Here is a 22,317-nt window from a genome sequence, read left to right on the forward strand (position 1 = left end):
TTCCTCCTTGTTCAGCCGTACTGGGAGACTCTCGTGCTCAACCGGCGGGCCGCGCTCACCGAGTCGCAACCCGCCAGGCCCAGGACGTCCCGGAATTCGGCGGCGAGCAGTTCGAGCACCTGCTGGACGCCGTCCTGGCCCGCCGCGGCCAGCCCCCACATCACGGGCCGCCCGACCAGCACGGCCGACGCGCCCAGCGCGACCGCCTTGAGGATGTCCCCGCCACTGCGGATTCCCCCGTCCAGCAACACCTCACAGCCGACGGAGACGGCGGCGGCGACCTCGCCCAGCACCTCGATCCCGGGCACCGCACCGTCCAACTGCCGACCTCCGTGGTTGGACACCACGATTCCGTCGGCCCCCGCCTCGACGGCACGACGAGCGTCCTCGACCGCGAGGATTCCCTTGAGCACCAACGGAAGATCCGTGCGCGCGCGGACCGCCGCCACGGACTCCCAGTCGGCCGGGGCGAACTCGCGCGCGGTGTGGTCGGCCACGGCCGAAATCCCCTGCGTACGGCGGTGCGCGGCCGCTCCGGCGGCGAAGTTGGCCGCCCTCACCCCGTCCGGCAGCGCGAAACCGTTCCGCATGTCCCGCAACCGCCGCCCCATCCACGGCACATCGACGGTGAAGACGATCGCCTCACACCCGGCGTCCTCCGCGCGGCGGACGAGTTCCAGAGAACGCTTCTCGTCACGCAACCAGTAGAGCTGGAACCACGGCCTGCCACCGACAGCCGCGATCTTCTCCAGCGGAACGCTGCTCAGTGTGCAGATGATGTAGGGCACGCCGGCGTCCCGGGCCGCGCAGGCCGCCGCGATCTCACCGTCGGGATGGAACAACCGCTGGTACGCCACCGGCGCGACCGCCATCGGCAGCGCGGTGCGCCGGCCCAGGACCTCCACCTCGGTGGTACTGCCGGTCAGGTCGCGCAGCATCCGGGGAATCATGAAGATCCGCTCCAGCGCGGTGCGGTTGGCCGTCAAGGACGCCTCGGCGCCGCTGCCCCCGGCGAGAAAATCCCAGATCTCGCCGGGAAGGACGTCCCGGGCAGCACGTTCGAAGTCGTCCAGGCAAACGTGCGTCATCGGCGGGCGGCGCCGAGTTCGCTTTGCCCGGTGCGTTCCAGTTCCACGGCCTCGTACAGGGCCTTGATGTTGGCGCTGCCGAAGGTGCCCGCCCCTTGCCTTTCGATGATTTCGAAGAAGATGGTGTGGCGCGGATGGGTGGAGGCGGTGAAGATCTGGAACAACTGGCCGCCGTGGTCGGAGTCGGCGAGCACGTTCGTCGACCGCAGGTCGTCCAGGGTGTGCGTCTGGAGCGTGATCCGATCACCGAGCATGTTGTAGTAGGCGTCCGGAGTCTTCAGGAACTCCACCCCGCGCCGGGACAGCGTCCGGACCGCGCGGACCGCGTCGGCGCTGCTGAAGGCCACGTGCTGAATTCCCGGCCCGTGGTGCTCCTTGAGGAAATCGTCGATCTGGCCCGGGTCGGCACTCGTGTCGGGCTCGATGAGGGTCAGGGTGACCGCCCCGGAGGCGCTCTGCACCACGGTCGAGTTCATGGCCTGAGCACCCACCACGATGTGCTCTTCGAAAATCTGCCGGAACCCGAGGGCGCGCTCGTAGAACGCCACCGTGGGGCCGAGGTCCCCCGCGGTCAGGCAGACCGCGAAGTGATCGATCCCGAGCAGGAGATCCCCGCCCTGACCGGCGTCGGGGGCTTCGCCGCTCCGCACCAGGGTGTGCACGACGTCGCCAAAGCCGCCGATGGTGGCCGTGACCGGTCCCTGGCCTCCCTTTGTGGGCTCACGGACGGCGGTCGCCCCGCCTTGCAACGCGGCCTCGAAAGCGGCGGCCACGTCCGGAGTGCGCAGGGCGATGTCAGCCACCCCGTCACCGTGTGTCTGAAGGTAGGTGGCCCCCGGATGACGATCCGAGGTCGGCTCGGTGAGGACCAGTCTTATCGGCCCCTGCCGCAGCGTGACACTCCGGTGGTCGGCCGACCGGCCCGTGGCGGCGACGGCGAAACCATACTTGTCCAGCCAGCCGAACGCGGCCGCCTCGAGATTTCCGACGTACATTTCCACGTGGTCGATCTCGAAATTCTGCACTGACGATCCAGGAGTCAAGACATTCCTCCCCGAAATAGACGCGATGCTCGTTACCAATCCGACCAAAAGCAGGCGGACACGGTCCGCAGCCAATCTGGCTGTATAGACCCGTTTCCGCCGTGGCCGTGGTCGGATTGGGAACGATCGACACAGTACAGGATGGCCTTAGGACAATTCCGCATCAATGGTGTCAGATTGACACCTAATAGTCCACATTGGACAGATGTGACATGGGTTCTCCGGTGAGGACAACGCTCCTCACCGGTGAACCGGCCCGGGTCAACGCCCGGTGAACCGCACCGGAAGCTCCCGGTACCCCTGCACGACGATCGCGCGCAACCAGGCCGGTTCCTTCACCAGCTCCACTCGCGACACTCGCTCGGCCAACTGCCGCAACACGACCGACAGTTCGATCCGCGCGAGCGCGGACCCGAGGCAGTGGTGCATACCATGGCCGAACGCGATGTGCCGGTTGGGTTTTCGCCCGGCCCGGAACGTGCGGGGATCGTCGAACTCGGCTGGGTCGGCGTTCGCGGCGGGCAACCACGCGACCACCGGGGTGCCGGACGGCAGATCGCGGCCGTTGATCGTGACCTCACCGGTGCTCACCCGGAGCACGTGCATCGCGGGCGAGGTCCAGCGCAGCACCTCCTCCACGACCGTGTCGATGTCCGTGCTCCCGTCCCGCAGAGCGGTCAGCAGGCCGGGCACCGTCGCCAGCGCGTGCACCGCACCGGTGATCGCGTGGCGCGTCGTCTCGTTGCCGCCGATCAGCACGTTGTCGCAGTTGAGCAGCACATCGTCGGTCGTGAGGTCGTCGTCGCCCACCAGCGTGCTGACGAGGTCGTCACCGGCGCGCTCGCGGCGCGCGCTGATCAGCTCGTCGAAGTAGACGAGGATCTCGGTGTGCGCCTGCCGGGGCGTCATCCCGTCGAACAGTTCGTCCTCACCGCCGAACGCGTGGTTGGTCAGGTCGATGAGCATGTCCTGGTCCTCGGCGGGCACACCGAGGATCTCGCACACGACCGCGGCGGGAATGCGCGGGCCGATCGCCGTGGCCACGTCGCACACCCCGCCGTCGAGCACCCGGTCGAGCACGCCGCCGACCTCGGTCCGCACCCGCTCGGTCAGCCTGCGCGCGGCCGCCCGGGAGAGCAACGGCCCGACCAGCCTGCGCAACCTCCGGTGCCGCTCGTGTTCGGAGACCACCATCATCCGGCCGCCCGAGGTGTCCGGGTGCTCTCGGTCGAAGCCGATCATCATTCCGTACTCGGAGGTGAACGGCGCGGACGGCGCGAGGACCGCGGCGCACGCCCGGTGCGAGAACACCGACCAGAAGCCGGCGGGTGAACTGCCCGGTTCACTCCACACCATCGCGTCTTCCGCCACCAGCTCGCGCCAGCGGGCGTGACGTTCCAAAGTCGTGTACAGATCGGGGTTGCCGAGATCCACAGCTTCCGTCGTCCGCATGAATGGTCTCCGGGTCACGTCAGTGCGCTGTCGAGCACCTTGGCGAGTTGCGCCACGGTTGGCGCGTTGAAAAAGGCCTGCACCCTCAGCCGGATGTGCAGCCTTTCGCGAATACGGCCCACCAGCCGGGTCGCCAGCAGCGAGTGACCGCCGATTTCGAAAAAACTGTCCTCGACGCCGACGCTGCCGACACCGAGCACTTCGGCGAACAACTCGGCGAGGAGGATCTCGGTGGGGGTGTTCGGCGCTCGCCCCGACGTCGCCCGCCCAGCGTTCTCGTCCTCGGGAGCGGGCAGGGCGGCTCGGTCGATCTTGCCGTTCGGCGATGTCGGCAGGCGCGGCAAGCCGACGACCACGTCGGGCACCAGGTAAGCGGGGAGCTGTTTTCGCAACGGTGGCAAGAGATCTTCGGCCGTCGCGCGGGTGCCGGCCACATAAGCGACGAGCCTGTTCTCGTGCTCGGTGACGACGGCTTGGGCCACGCCGTCCGCCGCGAGCAGCGCGGCCTCGACCTCCCCCGGCTCGATCCGGTGCCCACGAACCTTCAGCTGATCGTCGGCGCGGCCGGCGAAGACGAACTGGCCATCCGGCCGCGTCCGCACCCGGTCACCCGTGCGGTACATGCGGGATCCCGGATTGCCGAAAGGATCCGGCAGGAAACGCTCAGCGGTCGCGGCCGGTCTGCGGAGGTAACCGCGGGCGACGCCAGGGCCCGCCATGTACAGCTCGCCCACCTCCCCGTCCGGGACGACTCGCAGCCGGTCGTCCAGAACGTAGGTGCGGACACCGGTGATCGGCCTGCCGATCGGTGGCGTGCCCTCGCCGGTCAGCGGATCGCTCGCGGTCACCGCGACCGTGGCCTCGGTCGGGCCGTACGCGTTGATCATGACGCGGTCCCGGGCCCAGCGTCGCGCGAGGGGAGCCGGGCACGCCTCGCCCGCGACCAGGAGAGTCAGTCCCGTGGGCAGACCACCGGCTTCTTCCAGCGGCACCAGCGCGGACGGTGGCAAGGTGACGTGCGTGATGTGCTGGTCCCGGACCAGCCTGGCCAGCAGCTCACCCGGGACCAGGTCCGACGAGGGAGCCAGCACCAGGCAACCGCCGGCGGCCCACATCGGCCAGAACTCGGCGACGGCGGCGTCGAAGCTGGGTGACGCGAAGGCCAGCAACCTGCTGTCCGGCAGGAGCCGCTGGCGGCGCACGTAGTCCTCGGCGAGGTTCGGTATCCCGCGATGCGTGACCACCACGCCTTTCGGCCGCCCGGTCGAGCCCGAGGTGTAGATGACATAGGCGGGATGGTCGGGAAGCAGGGGACCGAGCCGCTCCCGGTCGTCCAGGTTCGGCTCGGATCCGCCCGCCTCCCGCACCACGCTCAGGACGACCGGAGCACCGGCGACCTCCTGCCCCGGCAGGCCCAGCAGGCAATGCGCCGACGTGTTGTCCACCATGTACCGCCGGCGTTCCTCCGGATAGTCCGGATCGATGGGCACGTACGCGCCACCGGCCTTGTGCACGGCCAGCATCGCGACGACGAACTCGATCGACCGCGGCATCGCCAGCGCGACCAGGCGCTCCGGGCCGACGCCGTGCGCCACGAGCCGGCGCGCGAGCCGGTTGGCTTCCGCGTTCAGCTCGGCGTAGGTGAGGGTGGTGGAACCCATCGCCACCGCCGGCCGTTCCGGCACGGCGACGGCGGTCGCTTCGAACAGCGCGGGCGTCGTCAGTGCCGCGGGGACGGCGTGGTCCGCGAGCGCGATCGTCATGCTGTTTCCTCCGCTGTTTCCTCCGCGGCTTTGCGCGCCTCCGCGATCGTGTCGACAGGGCGCTCCTTCCCTGCACGAGTCGCGTCGGACGGATGGGCGCCCTGCCGCCCCGATAGCGGAAAGAAAAGGCGCGCGCTCTGGTCATCTTGGGAGCCGCGACTCAACACGATCATGTTGTCTCCTCCACGCCTCTGCTCGCCCCCAGCGCTGCGCTGGAGTCCTTGCGGAGCGACGCGATCAGCTCGCGGTTCACCGCTTCGGGGTGCTCCAGGTAACCGAAGTGGCCGCATCCGGGGATCGTGCGGTGCGTGGCACCGGGGATCGCGGCGGCCAGCTCCAGCCCGGCCGCGGGCGGAGCGACGAGGTCGTGCTCGAACGAGATGACGTGGCAGGGCACCTTGATCGCGCTGTAGGCCTCGCGGCGATCGGGCAACGCGCTCAACAACAACTGTGCCCGAACCCCTGGGCCCCACGGCTCCGAAGCCGCGAGCAGGTCGAGCCAATCGCCGGCGAGGTCGTCGTCGGCGAGCGTCGCGGGCCCCAGGTTGTGCAGGGCGCGAACGGCGGCGAGATAGCCCGGCGGCAACTCGATTCCGCGCTCGATCAGCTCCGCCTCGCCGTCGGCGAGCACCCGCTGGACGAGGCTGCTCCGGCCGCAGGCCGCCATCAGCACGACCGCCTCCAGCGACTCCGGGTGGGCGAGTGCCAGTTCCTGCGCGATGTAGGCGCCCATCGACGTGCCTGCCACGCGGCACGGCGCCACACCGAGGTGCTCGATCAGGGCGGCCACGTCCGCGACGAGATCGTCGATGGTGAATCCGTCGCTCCCGTCGTCGCTGGGCGGGATCCCGCGATTGTCCATGGTGATCACCCGGAATCCGGCGGCGCGGAGCGCGGGCACCTGGTGCAGGTCCCAGACCGAACTCGGCGCCCCGGTGCCGGTCAGCAACAGAACGGGCGGACCGTCGCCCTGGTCGTGGTAAGACAACCGGATCCCGTTCTCGGTTGTCATCAGCATGGTGGTCCTCCCCGGGTGCTTCTCCCGCACGGATGTGACCGTACCTTCGGATATCGAATATCTGGAGGAGTCCGGGATGGACAATCCGCGAAATTACCAATCCGACCAAAAGTAGGCGGAGACGGACCGCAGCCAATCTGGCTGTATAGACCCGTTTCCGCCGTGGCTGTGGTCGGATTGGTAACGATCGACACAGTGGCTGGGTACCGGGAAAACACCGGAGCGTCCACGGCCCCTGCTTGACACTTCGACAGGGTACGGAAATCCTAGCCTCCATGGATTCGAACAGTCTGTCAACCCGATTGAGCATGGAGACACTGCACGGATCGCTCACCGATCCGGCCATCTCGTCGATGAATCTGCTCAACGAGCTGATCGACGAATATCCCGTGGCGATTTCCATGGCAGCGGGCCGCCCGTACGAAGAGTTCTTCGACATCCGCCTCGTCCATTCCTACATCGACGCCTACTGCGCCCACCTCCGGCACGACCGGAAGCTGGACGAGGCCAGTGTCACGCGCACGATCTTCCAATACGGCACCACGAAGGGCGTCATCGCCGATCTCGTCGCGCGCAACCTCGCCGAGGACGAGAACATCGACGCCGCTCCCGAATCCGTGGTCGTCACCGTGGGCGCCCAGGAGGCGATGTTCCTGGTGCTCCGTACGTTGCGGGCGGATGAGCGGGACGTGCTGCTCGCCCCCGCCCCCACCTACGTCGGCCTGACCGGGGCGGCACTGCTCACCGACACCCCCGTCTGGCCGGTCCGGTCCACCGAGAACGGCATCGATCCCGACGACCTCGTCCTTCACCTGAAACGCGCCGACGAACAGGGCAGGCGGATCCGGGCCTGCTACGTGACACCCAACTTCGCCAACCCCACCGGCACCAGCATGGACCTGCCCGCCCGGCACCGCCTCCTCGAAGTCGCCGAGGCCAACGACATCCTTCTCTTGGAGGACAACGCGTACGGGCTCTTCGGATCCGAGCGCCTCCCGTCGCTGAAATCCCTCGACCGGTCGGGAAACGTGGTCTACATCGGATCCTTCGCCAAGACGGGCATGCCCGGCGCCCGGGTCGGCTACGCCGTGGCGGATCAGCAGGTACCCGAGGGAGGCCTGCTCGCCGACCAGTTGTCGAAGCTCAAGGGCATGCTCACGGTGAACACCTCCCCCATCGCCCAGGCGGTGATCGCCGGCAAGCTCCTTCTCAACGACTTCAGCCTGACCAAGGCCAACGCCCGGGAAATCGCGATCTACCAACGCAACCTGCGCCTCACGCTGGCCGAACTCACCCGCAGGCTCGGTGGCTGCCGCGGGGTCGGCTGGAACACGCCGACGGGCGGCTTCTTCGTCACCGTCACGGTGCCCTTCGTCGTCGACGACGAACTGCTCGCGCATGCCGCCCGCGACCACGGGGTGTTGTTCACCCCGATGCATCACTTCTACGGCGGCAAGGGCGGGTTCAACCAGCTCCGGCTGTCGATCAGCCTGCTGACGCCGGAACTGATCGAAGAAGGCGTCTCCCGGCTCGCCGCGCTGATCACCGCACGCCTCTGAAGCCGCGGCGCTTCACGGCTCCCGATGTCCGTCGGCGCTTCCGAATCCGCGTCAGGGCAGATAGCGCTCGAGGAAAGCACGCTCGGGGGCCGTGAAGCGCCGCGGCTTGGCGGTGTCCGGGTCGACCGCCGCGAACGTCGAGCAGGCCTCGAGGAACACCTCGTCGTCCGAGCGGATCTCCGCCGCCAGGTCGCCGCTGGCCCCGTTGACCTTGGTCACCCACGACTCGATCCGCACCGACCGGTGCCGGAACTTCAGCGGCCTCCGGTAGGCGACCTCGTGCCGGACGATCACCATCCCCACCGAAGGCAGCCCGTCACGGTCTTCTCGCAGCGCGCCCGCGTAGTTCAGGTAGAGGGCGATCCAGGCGTCCTCCAGATATTCCAGGAAACGGGCGTTGTTGACGTGGCCGTGGGCGTCGATGTCGGCGAAACGGATCCAGCGGTGGTAGATGTGCCGTCCGGAAACGTCGTCCGGCCGAACAGAGGCCGTTAACGCGGTGACGACCTCGGTCATCGGCTACCCCTTATCTTCGTTGTCCTCATGGCAAACCGGCTCAGCCGCCTTGCTCGACGCCTTTTACCACCACCGGTCCGGCGTTGGCGTCGAAGGAGTTACCGGAATACTCGGGATCGAGTACGGACGCGGCATAAGTCGCCGGCGCGGCCAGAATCGCCGCGACGCCGACCGTGAGTCCGGCCGTGACCACGGCGGTGGAGGCGGGTTTGGCCACTCGTGCCAGAGCCAGCAGGACGATGGCGGCCGCGCCGAGGACAAGCGTGCTCCAGAATGCCCACGGCAGAAAGCCGGGATAACCGGACCACAGCCAGGCGACCCAGACCATTTCGGCCACGATCACCAGCGGCAGTAGCCAAGCCTGCCCGCCCCCGCCGCGATACGCCCGCCAGAACCACACAATGCCCATGCCGGACAGGGCGGCGACCGGCGGCGCGAGTGAGGCGACGTACGCGGTGTGCGGGACGGCGGTCACGCTGAAGGCCAGGCCGAAGGTCACCAGCCACACGCCCCACATCACCATCCCGCCGCGCTCCGGGTCGGTACGCTCGGCGTGACGCCGCCACCAAAGCCCGCACAGCAGGGCAAGCAAGGTCAACGGATAGAGCCAGCCGATCGCGATGCCGAGGCGCCCGGCGAGCAGCTGGTTCCACGCTCCGCCCTCTTTCGGGCCGGTCGCGGGGTCTCCGCCCGCTTTCGGCCCGGCGTCGGGCGCTTCGCCGGGCGGCCCGTCCGGGCCGTTGCCGCGTGCCCCACCCAGTTCGCCGGGCGTCAGATGCTGCCCTGGTCCGACCACCGCCCTGACCCGGCCGTTGTTGGGCACGGTGCCGGGCAGATTGATGCCCAGGCGTCCGAGACCGTTGTGTCCGAACACCATCGTGATGGCGCTGTTGTTCGTGGTGCCGTTGATGGCGGGCCGGGCACTGGCCGGGGTGAAGGTGTAGAGCGCGATCCACGACAGCGACACCACCACCATCACCACCCCGGCGACCCCGAGATGCTTCAGGCGGCGGCGAAGTCCCGTCGGCGCGGTGAGCAGGTAGCCGATCGCCAGGGCGGGCAGGATCATCCACGCCTGCAGCATCTTGGCCTGAAAGCCCAGGCCGACCCAGACACCCGCCCAAACCAGCGATCGCAGCCGCGCTTCCCTGGCGGCACGCTGATACGCGTCGGCCGCGAGCACCAGGCACATGACCAGCGCGCCGTCCTCCATGCTGTGCCCGAACATCGACGCGGCCACGGGGGTGAAGGCGAAGATGCCCGCGGCGAGAAGGCCGGGAACCACGCCCGCCCATCGCCGCACGACCCGGTACATGACCAGCACCGAGATCACGCCCTCGATCACTTGCGGCAGCGCCAGCGACCACGCGTGATAACCGAAGATACGGGCCGAGATGGCCTGCGGCACGAACGACCCGGCGAGCTTGTCGAGCGTGACCGTCGCGTTCGCGTCGACGGCCCCGTACAGCAGCGCTTTCCAGCTCTCGGACATGCCCTTGACGGCTTGCGAGTACAGCGGCGCGTAGTCCGCCCGCGGCAGATTCCAGGCATACAGCACCGTCGCCGCGGCCGCGATGCCCAGCAGCGCCGGCCTGGCCCACCTCGGCTGGCCGGCCGGCGAGCGCCAGACCGCCCAGCGGTCGGTCCTGCCTTCCGGCGCGGAACCCTCGGAGGGCAACGGCGGATGAGTGAGTGTTTCGGACACTCCGGTACCTCCGGGCGTAATAGGAAAACCACCGGTAATGCCGGTCAGGTCGCCTTATGCCGACCGCTTCTCCCGGCTGATCGAGCCCAGCAGCAGTTCGGCGGCGACGCTTGTCCCGTCGGTACGGATCGTTTCCGCCACGGTCATCGCCTTGGCGCGGGTTTCCGGGGCCAGGGCCGCGGTGAGCGCGGCCGACAGGGAGTCGAAGGTCGGGGTCCGGTCCTCGTGCACACCGATGCCCAACTCGGCCACCCGGCGGGCGAAATACGGCTGGTCCGCCTTCTGGGGTACCACCACCTGGGGAACACCGGCCCGCGTGGCCACCGTCGTCGTGCCCGCCCCGCCGTGGTGCACGACCGCGGCCACCCGGCCGAACAGCACCTGTTGGTTCACTTCGCCGACGGCCAGGCAGTCGTCGCCGTCATCGATCAACGCCAGGTCCGCCCAGCCGTGGGCGAGGATCACCCGGTGGCCCTCGGCGCGGATCGCTTCGATGGCCACCTTGGCGGCGTCGGCGGGCGCGGGCCCACTGCCGTAACTCACGTACACCGGTGGTGGACCGGCCTCGAGAAACGCCTCCAGCTCCGCGGACAGCGGTCGTTCGTCGGGCAGGATCCACGCACCGGTCTGCACGACGTCGAAATCCGTCCGCCCCAGCGGGGCCAGGGTCTCGTCCGCCGCGAGGAAGGGCCGATCACCGAAGCCGTAGTCGAAGACCTTCTCCACCGGCGGCAGGCCGAGTGCGGCCCGCCGGCTGTTCAGCGCGCCACCGAACAGCCTGAAGGCGCCCTCGTTGTGCTGGTCCCGCTCCGACGGCAGGTAGGTGGGGCAGTAGAAGGTGTAGTGGTAGGGGATGTCCCGCTTTTCGGCCACCGACCGCGCGGCGACCGCGCTGGTCTGCAGACCGGTCGCCACCACCGCGTCGCACCCCTCGGCAGCGACCTGGATCTTGTCGAACTGCTCGGCGATCATCGCGTCCGCGAGTTCGGGTGCCCCCGGCGCCAGTCCCTTTCCGCGTGCCCCTTTCCGCACCGCCGGACCGATCCGTACCAGCGGCACCTCGACCTCGGCCAGTCGTTCCACGTAGTCCGGCGGTGCGATCATCCGCACCTCGGCACCGAGTTCCCGCAACTTCAGCGCCAATGCCACCAGCGGCTCGACATCCCCGCGTGTTCCGTTCCCGGAAAACAACACCCGCATTTCGCACCCCCTCCTCCAGCGAACCTTTGGCCTCTCGGACTGTTCCGTAGCCTCACGGATTGATCGGGTCTCCGGCACGGACGACCGACCAGGTTCTTTCCCCGTACTCGTGCCCGGGCGAAGTTTTTCGAGAATACTCTTCGAGACGGGCGCACAAGTTCCGCTCAGGGCCGTCGAGCATGGCCAGTTGAGACGGATACTCCGCCACCGCCTGGAATTTCCGCGTCCGCACCTCGGTCCCCACGGGGTGGAATTTGGGAGAGCCGAGCCCGAAACCCTCCGGGAGCTCGACCGCCGAACCCTTCCGGAACAGCGCGTAGGGGAGATCTTCCCACAGCCGGATCGGAACGTTCTTGTCGCGCGCGGCGAACAGCGCGGCATTTCGCGCGGTCACATGGTCGCGATTACCGCCGACGGCGGCACACGTGACGACGAGCGTGGGATCGCACTCTTCGATCGCCGACTTGATATCTTCCTTAATCTCGGCGACAAGGTCAGGATCGATGCCCGTGCGCTGGTCGTCCTGTTTCGGCCCTGTCACTCGGTCGGTCAGCCACCGGCCATCCGGCGACTTGCGATAGATGGAGTCGAGGAACCGGCCATGCCGATAGTCCGCCCCGAGATGGCCGAGCGCGGCAGCGTCTTCTTTCCGTCGATGGAGCGGCGCGTCGTCATCCGGCGCGAGACCCCAGACTTCGTGCATCTGCTCCGCCAACGGCGAATACGGAGGCGACGCGGTACCGGCGAAGACCGTATAGACCGTCACCTTCACGCCATCCCGCGCCGCCTTGGCAACGCCGGCCCCGACCGAGAGGACAGCGTCGTCCAAATGCGGAGATATCGCCAACAGCCGGGCCGGCTCTCGATCCTGAAGCATGAAAATCACCTTAGGGACCTCATTGTTCTGCTCCAACAGGCGACGACTGGACAAACGTCAAAATGGCGGTCGGAACCGTTAGGGCAACGGGAGGCGGCCGACCCGGTTGTACCAGTGACGGCCCGCCTTCAAATGGGCGACCACCGCCCTCTCCAGCCGGGTACGCTGCGGAAGCTCGTCCAGCGGCTGGCCGTTGTAACGGAACACGAACTCCAGGATGGATCTGTCTCCGACCATGAAAGGCTCGGAGTCGATCAGTGTCCAGCCCCGCCTGAGCCGGATGATATGGGAATCCTCCTCGGTGAGGTATTCCTCCAGCTGCGGATCGAACATCCACGACATGCCGGTCGTCACCCGCGCGCCATGCTCGGGGAAGTACCGAGCGAAAAACGGACGGGCGCGACGGAACGAGTCGTCGAAGATCTCGGGTACCAGCCGTCCGCCCCGTTCGGGGATGTGCATGCCCAGTTCGGGCGAGCCGTCGCGCCCGATCCCCAGGTCGAATTGAAGGCGACCGAGCTGATAGACGATGCCGCTCAGGATCTGGGCGGTCCAGTACTGTTTGTTCATACCGCCCTCGCCGAACTTGCGGCGATGGACGTCGATCAGCTCCCCCAGCTGCGCCAGGGTCTCCCAGCTGATCGTGTCGGGAATTCCCCGGCTCGCGTGGAAGCGGCGCACCGCCGGAACCGTCGCGAGGAAGACATACACGTGGAAATAGCGCGCGAGGGCACCGATTTCGGACGGCAGCGACGGCGCATCGCGCCGATCCGCCTTCCAGTCACCCATGCGCTCGATGATCGCGTGGTGGGTGCGCTCGAGCAGCCACCACACGGCAGGGTCACGATCCGGTTCGGGAGCGGCCGCGACGATCTCCTCGATGTCGAGCTCCGACACCTCCAACCGCCGCAAGAGCTCGCGTGCCTCATCGCCCTGGGGCAGCCGCACCGGCTCACCAGGCGGGCCGAGCTCATCGAGTTCGGACAGCCACGTCGTGATTTCCTCCCCCTCGCCCAGCTTCAGGTCCCTGCGTACTACCTCGGCATCCATCGGCCCTCGCCTTCGACGACTCGGCGGTCAATCTTCGTCACGGGTGACCGGCCAGGTTTTTTCGCCGTATCCGCCCGGTGGTGACACTTGGCGAGCATGCTCGTCCAGTCCACCGAACAAGTCCTTTCCCGGCCCGTCGAACATGGAAAGCAGGGACGGATAGCTCCGCACGGCCCGAAATTTCCGCGTCCGCATCTCCGGTTCGACGGGGCTGGATTCGGGAGAGCCGAGACGGAAACCCCGCGGCAGTTCGATCGTACCCGATCGAAACAGCACGTAAGGAAGGTCTTCCCACAGCCGGATCGGAATGTTCTTCTCGTCCGCGGCGAACAGTGCGGCATCCCGGGCGGCCTTGTCGTCAGGATGACCACCGATGGCCGCGCTCGTGACGACGAGTGCCGGATCGAACTCGTCGATGATCGACCCGAGATCACCCCTGATCTCGGCGACAAGATCAGGATCACTGCTCGGCGCGTCCGGGTTCGTCGCCAGCTTTTGCTTGCCCTCCTTGTGGTCTGTCAACCACTGGCCGTCCGGCAACTTGCGATAGATGGAGTCGAGGAACCGGCCGTGCCGATAGTCCACCCCCAGGGGGGCGAGAGCGGCAACGTCTTCTTTCCGGCGACAGAGCTGCGCGTCCTCCTCCGGCGAGATTCCCCAGATTGTGTGCATTCGCTGTGCTGCCGGGGAGTAAGGGGGTGACGCGGTACCGGCGAATACCGAATAGACGGTCACCTTCGCGCCGTCCCGCACGGCCTGGGAAAGACTGGCCCCGATGGACAGGACCGCATCACCGAAATGCGGAGATATCGCCAGAAGCCGGTTCGCACCAGGTACTTTGGACATAGGGATCAGTTTGGTGACCGCCTTGCCGTGCGGCAACACTCGCCGGCTGGACAGACTCCGAGCGTTCACACCGAAACCGGCGGCGTTTCCTGGGTGACCGCGTCGCGCAGCAGTTTCGCGGCGACCGTCGCCCCGTCGGTGCGAATAGTGCCGGCCACCGCGCTCGCTCGCGCGCGGATTTCCGGGGCCAGTGCCGTGGCGAGCGCGGCCGACAAGGACTCGACGGTCGGGGTGGGCCCGTCATGCGCCACACCGACGCCCAACGCGGCCACCCGCCCGGCGAAGTACGGCTGGTCCGCTATCTGGGGAACCACGACCTGGGGGGCACCGGCCCGAGTGGCCACGGTCGTCGTACCCACGCCGCCGTGGTGGACGACAGCGGCCACCCGGCCGAACAAGGCCTGCTGGTTCACCTCGCCGACGACGAAACAGTCATCCCGGTCGTCGATCAGGGCCAGATCCGCCCAACCGCGGGAAAGGATCACCCGGCGGTCCAGGGCGCGGATCGACTCGATCGCCACCCTGGCGGCGTCGGCGGGTGCGCGCAAACTGCCGAAACCCACGTACACTGGCGGCGGGCCCGCCGCCAGGAACGCCTCCAACTCCACGGGAAGAGGCCGTTCATCGGGCAGAATCCACGCACCGGTCTGCACGACGTCGAGGTCCGTCGGCCGCAGCGGGGCCAGGACCGGATCCGCCGCCAGCAAAGGACGATCCGTGTAGCCGTAGCCGAAGATGTCCTCCACCGGCGGCAGGCCGATCGCGGCCCGCCGGCTGTTGAGCGGGTCCCCGAACCGCTGGTAGGCACTCCGGTTGTTCCGCTCCCACAGCACCCGGTTGTCGGTCACGTCCCGTGCGGGCGGCTCGCCCAGGGGCGGCGGGGGCGGGTAGTGCGGCGACGGCAGATAGATCGGGCAGTGACAGGCGTAGACGTAGGGGATGCCCCGTTTCTCGGCCACCGACCGCACGGCGACCGCGGCGGCCAGCAAGCCGGTCGCCACCACCGCGTCACACCCCTCGACAGCCGCTGGGACCTGTTCGAACTGCGTGGCGATCGCCTCGGCCGAGAGCCGGGGCGCGTCCTTGGGCGACGGCGCCTTCTTCCCGTGCCCCATCGCACGGGTCGACGGGCCGACCGGCACCAGCGGCACTCCGGCCTCGGCCAGCCGCTCCCCGGTGTCCGGCGGTGCGCACACCCGCACCTGGACATCGAGTGCTCGCAACCGCACCGCCAGGGCCACCAGCGGTTCGAGGTCCCCGCGTGATCCCGTCGTCGACAACAACACCCGCATTGCGCAAGCACCTTCTCCCCTGGGTCAACGGCCATCGGCGAACTACTGTGCCGATCGTTACCAATCCGCGTGCGCCCGCGTCACACCGGACGGTGCGGCAGCCACTTCATCCCGTCGGGCGAAGTCACCAGTCCGCCGGGGAACAGCGGCAGCTCGGGCTCGGCGTCCTCGCCGAGCACCGCCCGCATCTGTTCCTGGCCGCCCTCCTGCATCACCTGCCGGACCACCTGCGACTTGAACAGCGGCACCATGCTCGCGTCGTCGCCACCGGCCATCTGGTCGATGGCCGCGGCGAACTCGGCACTGCGCTCGGCGATCCGGCTCGACGCCGCCAGCGCCGCCTCACCCGAGGACAACCCGCCGATGAGGTCCACAAAGGACTCCAGCTCGGTGTCCTTCGTGTTGTTCGTGACCTTCTTGGCCTGCCAGAAGTACGACTCCTCGTTCACGTTCATCTCGTAGAACGCGACGAGGAACTCGTAGTACACCCCGTACTCGCGACGGTAGCGCGCCTCGAACTCGGTGAGGGCGGTCTTCTCGTCCAGATCGCCGTCCAGGACGCTGTTGATCGACCGCGCCGCCAGCACGCCGCTGTAGGTCGCCAGGTGCACTCCGGAGGAAAACACCGGGTCGACGAAACACGCGGCGTCACCGACCAGGATCATCCCCGGCCGCCAGAAGGTCGTCTGGTGGTACGAGTAGTCCTTGCGAACCCGCAGCTCCCCGTACTTGCCGGAGGTCACCCGGCGCGCGTGGCCGAGGTATTCCGAAATCAGCGGGCACTCGGCGATCAAGGTGTCGAGCGCCTTCTCCCGGTCGCCCTGGACCTTGTCCGCGTCCTCCCGGCGCACCACGGCGCCGACGCTGGTCAGCGTGTCACTCAGCGGGATGTACCAGAACCAGCCGCTGTCGAAGGCGACGCTCAGGATGTTCCCGGAATAGGGCGCGGGCAGCCGTTTACCACCCTCGAAGTAGCCGAACAGTGCCAGGCTGCGGAAGAACTCCGAATAGTTCCGGGAACCTCCGACATGGGAGTAAAGGCGGCTCTTGTTGCCCGACGCGTCGATCACGAACGTCGCGGAGACCTCGTGCTGGTTGCCGTCGTCGTCGGTGTAGCGCAGACCGGTGACGCGCTCGCCGTCTTCGACCACGCTGTTGACCGTGCACCCCTCCCGCACCACGACGCCCTTGCGCTTGGCGTTGTTCAGCAGGATCTCGTCGAACTTGGCCCGCTCGACCTGGTAGGCGAACGCCTTCGGCCCCGTGATCCGCGGGGAGACGGAAAAGGAGAACGTCCACGGTTCCGGGCGGGCACCCCACCGGAACGTGCCGCCACGCTTCACCGGGAAGTTCGCCGCCGCCAACTCCTCCGAGACCCCGAGAATCTTGCACACGCCGTGCACGGTGGACGGAAGCAGGGACTCACCGATCTGGTACCGGGGGAAGAACTCCTTCTCCAGCAACAGCACCCGATGCCCCTGCATGGCCACGAGAGTGGCCACGGTCGAACCGCCAGGCCCGCCACCAGCCACCACGACATCGAACTCTTCGACCGACATTCGCCACCATTCCTCTATCGAGTGCCAATTTGTTGCGACTGGTTCTCCGGCCGTAGCGCGCTCACGTACTACCAGGCGACCGGCAATTGATCAGGACAATCGATGAACGCGTTCCTGAGCTTTATTTCCTCGACGGGCACGGCCAGGCGCAGCCCGGGAAGCCTGCGCCACAGGGTCTGATACGCCATGCGCAGCAGCGTTCTCGCCACCGCCGCGCCTATGCAGTAATGGATACCGTGCCCGAACCCGACATGGGGGCCCGAATCCCGGTTCACGTCGAGGACGTTGGCATCCGGCGTCAGTGCTTCATCCCGGTTGGCCATGAGAATCGAGCACAGGACGTACTCCCCCGCCTTGATCAGATGACCATCGACGACCACGTCCCGGATGGCCATTCGGGGATTCGGCTGCTGCACGGGCGACAGATAGCGCAGCAGTTCGGCGACCACCCGGTCCGCCTCCTCCCGGCCGGCGAACAGCGACTCCCGCTGGCCGGGGTGATCGAGCAGCGCGAGCACCCCGAAACCGATCATCCCCGCGACGGTCTCGACACCGCCGAGGATCAGCGCCGTGAACACGCCCCTCAGCTCGGCGTCGGTGACCTCGTCTCCGTGTTCTCGCACGAGCATGCCGATGAACCCCTCGTCGGGGTCGTTCCGTTGCCGCGTGATGAGGCCGTCCAGGTACCGGTTGAAGGCCGCGCTGTCGGCCGCCCTGGCCTTGTAACCGCGGCTGAGGCTGACGTTCTGCCTGACCCGCCGGATGAATTCGCTCCGATCATCGCGCGGGATGCCGAGCAGTTCGCACAGGGCTCCCCCGCCGACCGGATCCGCGAACAGTGCCTGGACGTCCGCGGGCGGGCCCGCGGCCTCCAGCGCGTCGATGCGATCGTCGACGAGTTCCTGCATGGCGGGCTCCAGCCTGCGGATCCGCCGTGCGGTGAACTCGGGCGTCAGCATCCCGCGCAGGCGGGTGTGCTCGGGCGGATCGTAGACCGAAAGCTGCCCCACGAGATCCGGCGGAATGGGTTCGTCGCCGATCGATTCCGCCGAACTCCACCGAGGGCGCGTCGTGAAATTCTCGTGATCACCGAGGATCGTTCGCACGACGTCATAGCCCATGGCCTGCCAGACATAGTTCGTGCGGAGCTGGGTGGAGGCGTTCCCGACTATCCGGACCAGCGGGCCGTGTGCCCTGAGCGCGAACATGTCCGCATGCGGATCACAAAGCGTTCTCAGCATGTAGTTCGCCGTCGGCCGCACGAGCGGCGCACCCTCGTGGATATCCTGATCCATTCCCCTTCACTCTTTCCATTCGCCGCCGTTCGCTGTCGAAGAAAACGCGCGGGCAACCCAATCTTCGCCCGCGATCCGGAAATATGTCCAGCGTGCACAATGGACGAGGGAAATCGGCGGACGATCACCAGTCGACCATCAGGCGGGCCAAGCCGTACGCGGGGGTGGTCACCCGGAACAGGGTTTCCTGGCCGGGGTTCGCCAGCCTCAGCGCGGGAAAGCGCCGCCACAGTGCGGTGTAGACCACTCGAAGCGTGAGGCGGGCCAGAGCGGCGCCCAGGCAATGATGAATACCGTGCCCGAAAGCGACGTGCGGGACGGGCTCGCGCGTGACATCGAGGCGGTCCGCATCCGGCAGCAGGGCCGGGTCACGGTTGGCCATCGGCAGCGAACAGGTGACCGTCTCCCCCTCCTTGATCACCTGGTCCGCGATGGTGACGTCCTGCCTGGCGATCCGGGGTGTCGGGGCGTAGGTGACCGTCAGGTAGCGGATCAGCTCGTCGACCGCCCGGTCCGCCGACTGGTCGTCGCCCCGCACCGCGGCGATCTGGTCCGGGTGCCGCAGCAGCGCCAGCACGCCCAGCCCGATCATGCCGGAGATGTTGTCGTCGCCCGCCAGGATCACCTGCACGCAGGCGCCTCTCAGTTCCTCGTCGGTGACCGTGTCGCCGTGTTCGGCGACGACCGTCCCGATGAACCCTTCGCCAGGGTCCTTCCGTTCCCTGGCGATCATGGCCAACAGGTAGCGGGAAAACGCCTCACCGGCGGACGCTCGTCTCCTCGCGCTCAACGAGGCGTCGAGATGCCGGTGATACAGCCGCATGAATTTGACGCGGTCGTCGCGGGGCACGCCGATCAGTTGACACAGCACGGCCCCCGGCACCTCGTCGGCAACCAGGCCGACCAGATCCGCGGGGGATCCCGCCTGCTCCAGGGCATCGAGACGTTCGGACACGATCTGTTCGATGGAGTCCCGCAACCGCCGCATCTTGCGCAGGGTGAAGGCCGGGGTCAGCAACTGCCGGAGCCGGGTGTGTTCGGGAGGGTCGTAATCCATCAGGTTGCCGACCAGCTCACTCGGCCGGTAGATGCCCTGACCGCCGATCTCGTCCCGCCGGTCCCAGCGGCGCCGGGTGCTGAACCGCTGGTGGTCGCCGAGCACCTGCCGTACGACCCCGTACCCCGCGGCCAGCCAGGTGGTTTCCGCGTCCGCTCCGGATCCGATGGTGATCCTCGACAGGGTGCCGGCCGCGCGCAGTTCGTCCGCCGGATCGAAGCCCTGCCGCCGCACGTGGACCGGCGGCGAGTCGTCACCACTCAAGGGGAAGCTCCTCTACCGCGAAGGGTGCCGGCCTGCCGGGTTTGAAGCGCAGGTCCTCCTCGGGAACCGCCGGCCGGAGCGACGGAAACCGGCGGACCACGGCCGGCAGCGCCACTCGGAGCTGGAGCCTGGCCAGCGGTGCCCCGATGCAGTGGTGGATGCCGTGCCCGAACGCGATGTGGTCGGGATTGGACCGGGTGATGTCGAACCGGTCCCCCCGCGCTCGATTGACCGCGAGGATCGAACAGGTCAGGACATCACCGGCATGGATTTCGCGTCCGGCTATCCGCATATCGACAAGGGCGGTCCGGGGAGAGGGAGTCTCGACGATCGACGCGTAGCGGAGCACTTCCTCGGTCGCGCCGTTCGCGAGTTCCGGGCGCTCGCGGAGCACCGCCATCTGGGCGGGGTGGGTCACCAAGAGCAGCACCGCGATCGCCAACTGGGAGGCCATCTGCTCGACCGCCCCGATCATGATCCCCTCGGCGAGGCCTGCCAGTTCCTCGTCGGTGACCTCGTCACCGTGCTCGCGCACGATGCCACCGATCATTCCTTCGCCGGGATCGCGGCGGGCGCGCGTCGCCAGATTACGGGCGTAGTTGACGATGCCCAGCCCCGACAGGTTCCGCTGCCGGGGAATCCGGCTTTCCCGGCTGTCCCGGAACATTCGCGACAACTCGGCCTGATCGTCCCGAGGGACGCCGAGGAAGTCGCAGGCGATCAGCGCCGGGATGGGCCAGGCGGCGTTGCGGACGAAGTCGGCGGGCGACCCCATGCTCTCGAAGTCGTCCAGGCACTCCTCGACGATCTCTTCGACGCGAGGCCGCAGATTCTCGATCCGCCGGACGGTGTTCGCCCGGGTCACGGTCCCGCGCAACCGGGTGTGCTCGGGCGGATCGTAGGCCTGCAGAATTCCGGGCAGCCAGGCCCGTTCCGCCTCGTCGTCGACCGGGCGCATCGAACTGAACCGGCCGGCGTCGGCGAGGATTTCCCGGACCTCGTCGTATCCGGTGACCAGCCATTGCCTGCGGCCGTCCAGCCCGGGTTCGGTGTCGTATTCGTGCAACGGCCCAGTCTTTTGCAGTTCGGACAGCTCCGGCACCGGATCGAGCCCAAGCCGCTGGTGCGGCAACGCAACAACCATGATTCTCCTCGAGTTTCCGCCGAATCCGACCAAAAGTAGGCGGAGACGGTCCGCAACCGAACCGCTTGCAGAGCCCCGTTTCCGCCGTGGCCGTGGTCGGATCAGTAACGAACGGCAGGGCACCAGTCGAGCGGCAGGGCCTTCACGTCGAACGGCGGCGGCCCCAGTTTGATCTCGCGTTCCGGTTCGGCGAGCCGGAGCGTGGGAAAACGGTGCGCCAGGGCCGGAATCGCCGATCGGAACACCAGCTCGGCCAGGGGTCTGCCGAGGCAGTGATGAATGCCGTGGCCGAACGCGACATGCGGTGTCTTCTCCCGGGTGATGTCGAACCGGTCCTCCGGGCCCGGGAATTTCCGGCGGTTCACGCCCAGCAAAGAACACGTGACGGTGTCGCCCGCCTTGACCAGGAAATCACCGATGCGCACGTCCTCCAGCGCGATGCGTGGGGTGAGTTTCTCGTCGGTGGTGAGATACCGGACGACTTCCTCCAGCCAGTCCGGGACGGCGTCCGGCTTTTCCCGGAGCACAGCGAACTGCTCGGGCGCTTCGACCATCAGCCACGCGCCCGCCACGAGGAAACGGGCCACCTGATCACCGCCCGCGCCCATGACGAACGCGGCCAACCCGGTCAGCTCCGCGTCGGTGATCTCGTGCCCGTGTTCGCGCACCACCACACCGAGCATGTCGTCACCGGGATCGCGACGCGTGCGAGCCGCGATCTGGCCCATGTAGGTCATGAACTTGTTTCCGGCCGCCACGCGCCTGCTGCCCGTCCGCCGGGACCGGCTGGCCAGGAGATTGCGTGCCAGATCCGTCTGGTCATCGCGGGGAATGCCCAGGAAGTCGCAGGTCGCCGTGGTGGCGATGGACCAGCCGAAATGCGGTACGAAGTCCACCGGGCCACCGATGGACTCGATGGCGTCCAGGCTGTCCTCGACGACCTGCTCGACCTGCGGCCGGAACCTTTCCATCCGCCGGACGGTGAAGGCGGGCGACACCACCCGCCGGAGTCGCGTGTGCTCCGGCGGGTCGTACTGGGTGATGAAGCCGGGAAACGTTATGCCCGCCGCGGTGCCGCCGTAGAGCAACCGGGAACTGAACTTGTCCGAGCCGAGAACCTGCCGGACCTCGTCGAACCCGGTGGCGAGCCACGCGGTCCGTCCCCCGGGACCGTCCTCGGTGCCCAGTTCGGTCATCGGACCGGCGTCCATAAAGGACCGGAGCTTGGGCACCGGATCGAATCGGTCCCTCCAGTGAAGCTCCGTGGGCAGGGCGACATTGAGCTCCTCGAACACTTCCACCGCACAGTTCCTTTCAGACCATCACCCGAGCGCCGAGCCTGTCCAACCGTCCACATCGAGCGGCTGGACACCGTCGCTCACGCGCCGACTTCCTCGATGAGGCTTTTCGGCCGGAGATCCGTCCAGTTCTTCTCGACGTAGGCGAGACATTCCTGCCGGGTGGCCTCGCCGTGGACGCGAGTCCAGCCGGCGGGCACCTCCGCGAAGGAGGGCCAGAGCGAGTGCTGTCCCTCGTCGTTGACCAGCACGAAGAAGGAACCGTCTTCGTTGTCGAACGGATTGGTCATT

20 protein-coding genes are annotated in these 22,317 nt (G+C 67.7%); 1 reads left to right on the top strand and 19 read right to left on the bottom strand.

Annotated features, from left to right (window positions below):
• Window positions 1-11 precede the first annotated feature (11 nt).
• The 6 genes from ACFSXZ_RS28075 to ACFSXZ_RS28100 form a co-directional block, all read right to left on the bottom strand.
• Entirely contained in the window at window positions 12-1,088 is a 1,077-nt protein-coding gene (locus tag ACFSXZ_RS28075) for an alpha-hydroxy acid oxidase (RefSeq protein ID WP_378268222.1), read from the bottom strand.
• Window positions 1,085-2,083: a 4-hydroxyphenylpyruvate dioxygenase gene (hppD, locus tag ACFSXZ_RS28080; protein ID WP_378268394.1), complete on the bottom strand. Its 999-nt coding sequence runs from the start codon at window positions 2,081-2,083 to the stop codon at window positions 1,085-1,087. Before hppD ends, ACFSXZ_RS28075 begins: the two co-directional genes overlap by 4 nt.
• A gap of 309 nt (window positions 2,084-2,392) precedes the next feature.
• Entirely contained in the window at window positions 2,393-3,583 is a 1,191-nt protein-coding gene (locus ACFSXZ_RS28085) for a cytochrome P450 (RefSeq protein ID WP_378268223.1), read from the bottom strand.
• A 14-nt stretch (window positions 3,584-3,597) separates the two neighbouring features.
• Window positions 3,598-5,346, bottom strand: coding sequence for an amino acid adenylation domain-containing protein (locus ACFSXZ_RS28090; protein WP_378268224.1), 1,749 nt, complete (start codon window positions 5,344-5,346; stop codon window positions 3,598-3,600).
• Window positions 5,343-5,519 (bottom strand): hypothetical protein, encoded by a 177-nt coding sequence (locus ACFSXZ_RS28095; RefSeq protein WP_378268225.1) that lies wholly within the window; start codon window positions 5,517-5,519, stop codon window positions 5,343-5,345. The genes ACFSXZ_RS28090 and ACFSXZ_RS28095 overlap by 4 nt, the downstream gene beginning before the upstream one ends.
• Window positions 5,516-6,364, bottom strand: coding sequence for an alpha/beta fold hydrolase (locus ACFSXZ_RS28100; RefSeq protein ID WP_378268226.1), 849 nt, complete (start codon window positions 6,362-6,364; stop codon window positions 5,516-5,518). The genes ACFSXZ_RS28095 and ACFSXZ_RS28100 overlap by 4 nt, the downstream gene beginning before the upstream one ends.
• Before the next feature lie 275 nt (window positions 6,365-6,639).
• Between ACFSXZ_RS28100 and ACFSXZ_RS28105 the strand changes: the two genes are divergently transcribed.
• The gene (locus ACFSXZ_RS28105; protein WP_378268227.1) at window positions 6,640-7,923 is read left to right on the top strand and encodes an aminotransferase-like domain-containing protein; all 1,284 of its coding nucleotides are present in this window, start codon (window positions 6,640-6,642) and stop codon (window positions 7,921-7,923) included.
• 51 nt (window positions 7,924-7,974) lie between these two features.
• Here ACFSXZ_RS28105 and ACFSXZ_RS28110 read toward each other — a convergent pair whose 3' ends face one another.
• From ACFSXZ_RS28110 to ACFSXZ_RS28170, 13 genes are all read right to left on the bottom strand, one after another.
• Window positions 7,975-8,439, bottom strand: coding sequence for an acyl-CoA thioesterase (locus tag ACFSXZ_RS28110; RefSeq protein ID WP_378268228.1), 465 nt, complete (start codon window positions 8,437-8,439; stop codon window positions 7,975-7,977).
• A 40-nt stretch (window positions 8,440-8,479) separates the two neighbouring features.
• Window positions 8,480-10,144 carry an ArnT family glycosyltransferase gene (locus ACFSXZ_RS28115; protein ID WP_378268229.1) on the bottom strand — a complete coding sequence of 555 codons (1,665 nt, stop codon included), beginning with the start codon at window positions 10,142-10,144 and terminating at the stop codon, window positions 8,480-8,482.
• Between the two features lie 54 nt (window positions 10,145-10,198).
• Window positions 10,199-11,344: a glycosyltransferase gene (locus tag ACFSXZ_RS28120; protein ID WP_378268230.1), complete on the bottom strand. Its 1,146-nt coding sequence runs from the start codon at window positions 11,342-11,344 to the stop codon at window positions 10,199-10,201.
• Between the two features lie 52 nt (window positions 11,345-11,396).
• Window positions 11,397-12,257, bottom strand: coding sequence for a PIG-L deacetylase family protein (locus ACFSXZ_RS28125; RefSeq protein WP_378268231.1), 861 nt, complete (start codon window positions 12,255-12,257; stop codon window positions 11,397-11,399).
• A gap of 42 nt (window positions 12,258-12,299) precedes the next feature.
• On the bottom strand, window positions 12,300-13,271 hold the full coding sequence (locus ACFSXZ_RS28130; RefSeq protein WP_378268232.1) for an acyltransferase domain-containing protein: 972 nt from the start codon (window positions 13,269-13,271) through the stop codon (window positions 12,300-12,302).
• Between the two features lie 27 nt (window positions 13,272-13,298).
• Complete coding sequence (locus ACFSXZ_RS28135; protein ID WP_378268233.1) at window positions 13,299-14,117, bottom strand: PIG-L deacetylase family protein; 819 nt, start codon at window positions 14,115-14,117, stop codon at window positions 13,299-13,301.
• 65 nt (window positions 14,118-14,182) lie between these two features.
• A complete protein-coding gene (locus ACFSXZ_RS28140; RefSeq protein WP_378268234.1) occupies window positions 14,183-15,409 on the bottom strand; it encodes a glycosyltransferase in 1,227 nt (408 codons plus the stop codon).
• 80 nt (window positions 15,410-15,489) lie between these two features.
• The gene (locus ACFSXZ_RS28145; protein WP_378268235.1) at window positions 15,490-16,968 is read right to left on the bottom strand and encodes a tryptophan 7-halogenase; all 1,479 of its coding nucleotides are present in this window, start codon (window positions 16,966-16,968) and stop codon (window positions 15,490-15,492) included.
• A gap of 68 nt (window positions 16,969-17,036) precedes the next feature.
• Window positions 17,037-18,263, bottom strand: coding sequence for a cytochrome P450 (locus ACFSXZ_RS28150; protein WP_378268236.1), 1,227 nt, complete (start codon window positions 18,261-18,263; stop codon window positions 17,037-17,039).
• Window positions 18,264-18,387: 124 nt separating this feature from the next.
• A complete protein-coding gene (locus tag ACFSXZ_RS28155) occupies window positions 18,388-19,584 on the bottom strand; it encodes a cytochrome P450 (protein ID WP_378268237.1) in 1,197 nt (398 codons plus the stop codon).
• Window positions 19,574-20,728 carry a cytochrome P450 gene (locus tag ACFSXZ_RS28160; protein WP_378268238.1) on the bottom strand — a complete coding sequence of 385 codons (1,155 nt, stop codon included), beginning with the start codon at window positions 20,726-20,728 and terminating at the stop codon, window positions 19,574-19,576. Before ACFSXZ_RS28160 ends, ACFSXZ_RS28155 begins: the two co-directional genes overlap by 11 nt.
• A 101-nt stretch (window positions 20,729-20,829) precedes the next feature.
• Window positions 20,830-22,023 (bottom strand): cytochrome P450, encoded by a 1,194-nt coding sequence (locus ACFSXZ_RS28165; protein ID WP_378268395.1) that lies wholly within the window; start codon window positions 22,021-22,023, stop codon window positions 20,830-20,832.
• Between the two features lie 83 nt (window positions 22,024-22,106).
• A complete protein-coding gene (locus ACFSXZ_RS28170) occupies window positions 22,107-22,316 on the bottom strand; it encodes an MbtH family protein (protein ID WP_378268239.1) in 210 nt (69 codons plus the stop codon).
• Window position 22,317 lies beyond the last annotated feature (1 nt).

The organism is Amycolatopsis pigmentata (genome assembly GCF_042684065.1).
GTDB lineage: Bacteria > Actinomycetota > Actinomycetes > Mycobacteriales > Pseudonocardiaceae > Amycolatopsis_E > Amycolatopsis_E pigmentata.